Here is a 3,966-nt window from a genome sequence, read left to right as displayed (position 1 = left end):
CGGGGAACCAGACCTAGAGCAAAGGCATAAATTAGTGCATAACAGTTCTCTGAAAATGGCAAAGAAAAGCCGAGACTCCAGCTGCTGACTTGAGCAGCGGATTTGTTTTCCACTTTTGTACCCGTCACAATTCGTCTATAATTATCAGATAATAGTGGATATTTTAATCGGACTATCATTATAATAGAGAATAGTATGGCTATAATCGGAACAGAAAAGGTGTCATCCTAGGCGGCGCTTTGCTTCGGTGAGAACCGGGCAGGAGTGCCTACTCTTTTTGTACAAAATAAGAGGATAAGGAAGGTTATAGTGAGCAGCGTACACAATAAAACAGACGTTATCTTAATTGGCGCCGGTGTCATGAGCGCAACATTGGGATCCATACTGAAAGAGCTGGCACCGGATTGGACAATCAAAGTATTCGAGAAGCTTGAAGGCCCAGGGGAAGAAAGCTCGAACGAGTGGAATAATGCGGGAACGGGCCATGCGGCATTGTGTGAACTGAACTATACATCCGAGAAGCCTGATGGATCTATAGAGGTTGGCAAAGCGATCAAGGTCAATGAGCAGTTCCAGATCTCCAGACAGTTCTGGTCGTATCTTGTAGAACGCAGACTGATTCGTAATCCGCAGGACTTTATCATGCCCATCCCCCATATGAGCTTGGTACAAGGGGACAACAATGTTGCCTTTCTGAAAAAGCGTTTTGAAGCGCTCTCAAACAATCCGCTGTTTCAAGGGATGGAATTCTCTGACGACCCTGTGAAGCTGAAGGAATGGATTCCGCTTGTTATGGAGGGCCGTACTTCGAATGAACCGATGGCTGCAACCAAAATTGATTCCGGAACAGATGTCAACTTCGGGGCGCTGTCCCGGATGCTGTTCGACCATCTGAAGAAGCGGAATGTCGAGATCAACTACAAGCACAGCGTGAAGGATATCAAACGTGCCAGTGATGGCTCGTGGGATGTGAAAGTGCATAATATAAGCAGCGGGAGGACGGAACACCATCACGCAAAGTTTGTCTTCATCGGCGGCGGGGGCGGCAGTCTGCCTCTGCTGCAGAAGACTGGTATACCGGAGTCCAAGAGAATTGGCGGCTTCCCGGTAAGCGGGCTGTTCCTGGTCTGCAATAATCCCAAGGTTATCGAGCAGCACCATGCGAAGGTATACGGCAAAGCCAAGGTTGGCGCTCCGCCTATGTCGGTGCCGCATCTGGATACCCGCTATATCGATAAGAAGAAGTCTCTGCTGTTCGGTCCGTTTGCGGGCTTCTCGCCCAAGTTCCTTAAGACGGGATCAAACTTTGATCTGATCGGTTCCGTGAAACCAAATAATCTCTTGACCATGCTGGCAGCCGGCATGAAGGAGATGGCTCTGACGAAGTATCTGATCCAGCAGGTAATGCTATCGAATGAGAAGCGGATGGTCGAACTGCGTGAATTTATTCCAAGCGCGAAGAGCGAGGATTGGAGTATCGTCGTAGCAGGCCAGCGCGTGCAGGTGATTAAGGATACAGAAGCGGGTAAGGGAACGCTTCAATTTGGTACGGAAGTAGTCAGTGCTGCTGATGGTTCGGTAGCCGCATTGCTCGGCGCTTCACCGGGTGCTTCTACAGCGGTTCACGTCATGCTGGAGGTACTGGAGAGATGCTTCCCTCAGCATATGGCAGGCTGGGAGCCGAAGATCAGGGAGATGATTCCTTCCTACGGTATTTCTCTATCGAAGAACCCTGAGCTCTTCCGGGAAATCGACAGAACAACAGCGCAGACGCTTGGTCTCAGCGGGAAAGTGCCGGCCTATAATTAATATGTTTGTTTAATAATTGAATATTGCTTGGGATAAGAAACCTTTAATCTGTATTTTGGATTGAAGGTTTTTTATTATAAAATTTTGCTAAAATGCAGAAAAAGGTAAAGAATTTATTGTAATATAGGGAAGGTTTAAAATTGTAAAATGTATATCAACTTGGCAGGAGGAACTTGAACGTGGGTAACAACAGATTGGTAATGCCTATTCTAGGCGCATTATTGGCAGCGGTAGTCGGCGGGGCGCTTTGGGCGTTAATCGCTGAGCTGACTAATCATGAGATTGGCATTATAGCATGGGCGATCGGCGGTCTTGCTGGTTACGCAGTATATTTCACCGCAGGCCGGAATGTAAGTGCAGTGCATCAGGCTGTAGCTGTGATCGCAAGTGTGCTGGGCATTATACTGGGCAAATACTTTATTCTTGCTTATTCCGTAACGATGAGCATCTCGGGCATTTTTGACAGCGAGCTGCTGACATTTTATGTGGAGAATATCTCTAAAGCCTTTGAAATGATGGATCTCATCTTCCTGGCTCTGGCGGTTATAACGGCATGGCAGCTGCCAAGCAAGCTTGCGGATAGGGAAGCCGTTTAAGCTCCCAAGGAGCAGCGCATAATAGGTGGATATAAAAGCAGCAGATCAGGGACTTGTCAGTCCAGGTCTGCTGCTTTTTTTTATGAAAATGAATCTTTGCTCAAACGAATTTTTACGCACGCCGAAGCAGGACTACCGATTCGGCAGACCTTGACCGTGGTGGAGGTGAAAGGTTAGGCAGGGCGAGTTACTGTGAAGCCTTTGGACTGTAGCTGTCGAATGAGTTCTGCTTCACGACGTTTTTCGCGCTCTTGTCTGTAGCGTTCAAGATAATCAGGGCCTAACTCTTTGTATGGGCTTTTGGTAAGCAACATGTGGTATACGATGCGAAGCAGCGTATGTCCAAGTGCGACCAAGGCTTTCTTCTTGCCTAGCCGCTTAACCCAACTCCAATATCTTGCTGAGAGCCTTGTGTTTCGCGTCATAGAAGCAGCCCAAGCACATTCACATAATACTGCTTTTAGATGGGCATTTCCGGATCGCGCTCGTGTTCTTTTTTTTTACCGGCGCTCTGGTGGTTGCCTGGCGTAACGCCTGCCCATGCGGCAAGATGGTGATCATCCTTGAAAACGGTCATGTCGGTACCGATTTCCGCGATAATGACAGATGCTGCTTGCTCGTTGATGCCAGGAATCGTAACGAGAAGATCTATGGCCTCTTGTTTGCTGGCTAATCGGTTTCGGATATCCTGCTCAACGAGTCGGATTTGCTTTTCAATGTACACGAGGTGATCCCAGGAGAATCGGATCATGTCGCGATGATGCTTACGAAGACGACCGTTGAGCGATTGAAGTAATTTGGGGGATTTGTGCTTGAGCGCACCCTTCATGTGCGTCTCAAGGAATTCCATTGTGATGACTTCACCATCTACGATCTTCTGGAGCAGCAGGCGTCCTGATGTTCCGAAGATGTCGGACATGTGGGTAGTTAACTTGATGTTCGCATCCTGCAGGGACTTATGGATGCGATTCTTCTCCGAGGTAGCGTCATACACCAACTTTTTGCGATAACGGGTCAGATCTCGAAGATCTCGGATGTCCTCCGAAGGCACAAAGCTTCCTTCAATAAGCCCGCAACGCAGCAATTTGGCGATCCACTCCGCGTCTTTCATGTCGGTCTTGCGTCCGGGAAGATTCTTGACGTGATGAGCATTGGCTAGCAGGAGGTCTAATTCAAAGGCTTCAAGCACGTTCCAAACAGACTTCCAATAAACGCCCGTACTTTCCATGGCGACGTGAGTGCAACCTTGCTCCACTAACCATTCGCCCAGTTCCATGAGCTCGTTCGTCATGGTACCAAAGGTGCGAATCTCTGATTTTGGAGCACGGTCCAGCTGCCCGGTAAGAACGCAGGCCACAACGGTTTCCTGGTGTACGTCGAGGCCTGCACAGCGCTCAAGAATGGCTTCCAACATTGTAACAATCCCTCCGACATGAGTATTGAACCGGAAAGACAACCGAAACAAACGAAGATTTTTTATCCGGACTCGCAGTCCGATAGCCTGTGCTTCAAGGTTGTCCGAGCAGTTTTATTTACGGGGTCGAACCCACCGCAAAAAGCC

The 3,966-nt window shown here is 48.6% G+C and carries 3 protein-coding genes; 2 read left to right on the top strand and 1 reads right to left on the bottom strand.

The window, feature by feature from the left end:
- Window positions 1–306 precede the first annotated feature (306 nt).
- Window positions 307–1,809, top strand: coding sequence for a malate:quinone oxidoreductase (locus DNH61_RS02440; protein ID WP_281272360.1), 1,503 nt, complete (start codon window positions 307–309; stop codon window positions 1,807–1,809).
- A gap of 179 nt (window positions 1,810–1,988) precedes the next feature.
- On the top strand, window positions 1,989–2,405 hold the full coding sequence (locus DNH61_RS02435) for a hypothetical protein (protein WP_111145099.1): 417 nt from the start codon (window positions 1,989–1,991) through the stop codon (window positions 2,403–2,405).
- 460 nt (window positions 2,406–2,865) lie between these two features.
- On the opposite strand, the gene DNH61_RS02430 is transcribed toward DNH61_RS02435, so the two are convergent.
- On the bottom strand, window positions 2,866–3,819 hold the full coding sequence (locus DNH61_RS02430) for an IS110 family RNA-guided transposase (protein ID WP_245947862.1): 954 nt from the start codon (window positions 3,817–3,819) through the stop codon (window positions 2,866–2,868).
- Window positions 3,820–3,966: the final 147 nt, after the last annotated feature.

This window comes from Paenibacillus sambharensis (genome assembly GCF_003233845.1).
GTDB lineage: Bacteria > Bacillota > Bacilli > Paenibacillales > Paenibacillaceae > Paenibacillus_I > Paenibacillus_I sambharensis.
The sequence above is the reverse complement of the archived record's forward strand: the minus strand, read 5'-3'. Positions and strand labels throughout refer to the sequence as shown.